Here is a 1,816-nt window from a genome sequence, read left to right on the forward strand (position 1 = left end):
GGTATGTCAGGCCGAAGGCGCAGATCGCGGCGATGTCGCCGGGCGGGGATCACCACCGCGTCCGGGGCCGGGTCCGGGGCCGCGGGCGACCGGGGGTGAAGGGGGCCGATGGTGGGGTTGGAGCCGGGGCTGGAGACCCGAGTAAACGGGCGTCACACTGCCCGTATAAGAGTAACGTCACCTCATGTAGGCGGATGCGCCGTCCCTGGTGGATCCGCACCCCACTGCACAAGGACTCATCATGGCAACTCCACATGACACCCCGTCCGGGCCGTCCTCCACCTCGGTCCACCACTCTCCCCGGACCCGCCCGGTGAACTGGGTCATGCTCGTCGCGGGGGTCCTGCTGGCCGTGTTCGGCCTCGGGATGACCGCCACCGGCGCGGCTCTCATGGTGGCCGAGGCCTCCCAGCGCGACGGTCGCTACGCCTACACGGACACCGAGCGACTCCAGACCGTCGGCCACGCCATCACGACCGCGCCCCTCACGGTCCACGTCGACGAGGGCGCCACCGTCGGCACGTTCGGTCTCGACGACCTGATCAGTATCCAGCTCCGCGCGACCCCGGTGGTCCCCGATCAGGACGTGTTCATCGGCATCGCCGATGCGTCCGATGTCTCGGCCTATCTCAACGACGTCCCCCACGCGGTGTTCGGCGACGACCCGTGGGACACCGGGTACACCGTCGAGACCCCGTACACATGGGGCACGGGGTCCGACCCGGACACCGCGCTCGACGAGGTGCCCGGCACCCGCACCCCCGAACCGCCGACCGACCAGGACTTCTGGGCCCAGTCCGCGACGGGCGGCGAGCAGCAGACGATCACCGTCGACCTGCAGTCCGGCGACTGGGTGGTCGTGGTGATGAACGCCGACGGCACCCGCCCGGTGTGGGTCGACGTGCAGGTGGGCGCGCACACCGAGCTTTTCGGGCTCGCCAATCCCGGGGTTCTGGTCACCGGGATCGTGGCGCTGGTGCTGGGGCTGCCGCTGATCCTGCTGGGGACCGCCGGCCTCGGGCGCGACATCGACCGCTGGCCCGGTGCGGGCGTCCCCGCCGTGGGCGCGGGTCCCGATCCGCTGCGTCTGACCGGGCTCCCGGACCCGCAGGTCTCGCGCGCGATGTGGCTGATCAAGTGGCTGCTGGCGATCCCGCACTACATCGTCATCGCGCTGCTGTGGTTCGCGCTGGTGGTCACCACCATCGCCGCGGGCCTGGTCGTGCTGTTCACCGGTCGCTATCCGCGGTCGTGGTTCATGTACAGCGTCGGGGTGCTGCGGTGGAACTGGCGCGTGGGGTTCTACGCCTACTCCGTGCTCGGCACGGATCGGTACCCGCCCTTCTCGCTGGCGCCCGCCGACTACCCGGCCGAGTTGGACGTGGCCTACCCCGAGCGGCTCTCGCGCGGCCTGGTGTTGGTCAAGTGGTGGCTGCTCGTGATCCCGCACCTGCTCATCGTGGGCATCCTCACCGGCGGCGGGGCGGCTCTGACCAGCGCCTCGGAGTACGGGGGCGCCGAGTGGAACATCTCGCTGGTGGGCCTGCTCGTGCTGATCGCCGCGATCGGGTTGCTGTTCACCGGCCGCTACCTGCCCGGGCTCTTCGACCTGATCGTGGGTCTGAACCGCTGGGTGTACCGGGTCGGCTCGTACGTCCTGCTCCTGCGCGACGAGTACCCTCCGTTCCGCCTGGACCAGGGGCCGGAGGAGCCGGTCGGTCACGGGCCGGAGGTCCCGGCGGGTCACGGTCCGGAGACCCCGGTCGGCCAGGGGCCGGAAGGGCCGGTCGGTCACGGGCCGGAGGGGCCCACCGTC

The 1,816-nt window shown here is 71.0% G+C and carries 1 protein-coding gene; it reads left to right on the plus strand.

What is annotated here, in order from left to right:
• Positions 1–241 precede the first annotated feature (241 nt).
• Positions 242–1,816: DUF4389 domain-containing protein (locus tag G6028_RS11840; protein WP_241730712.1), on the plus strand; the 1,575-nt coding region annotated here is incomplete at its 3' end.

The organism is Dietzia cercidiphylli (assembly GCF_014145145.1).
In the GTDB taxonomy this organism is placed as follows: domain Bacteria; phylum Actinomycetota; class Actinomycetes; order Mycobacteriales; family Mycobacteriaceae; genus Dietzia; species Dietzia natronolimnaea.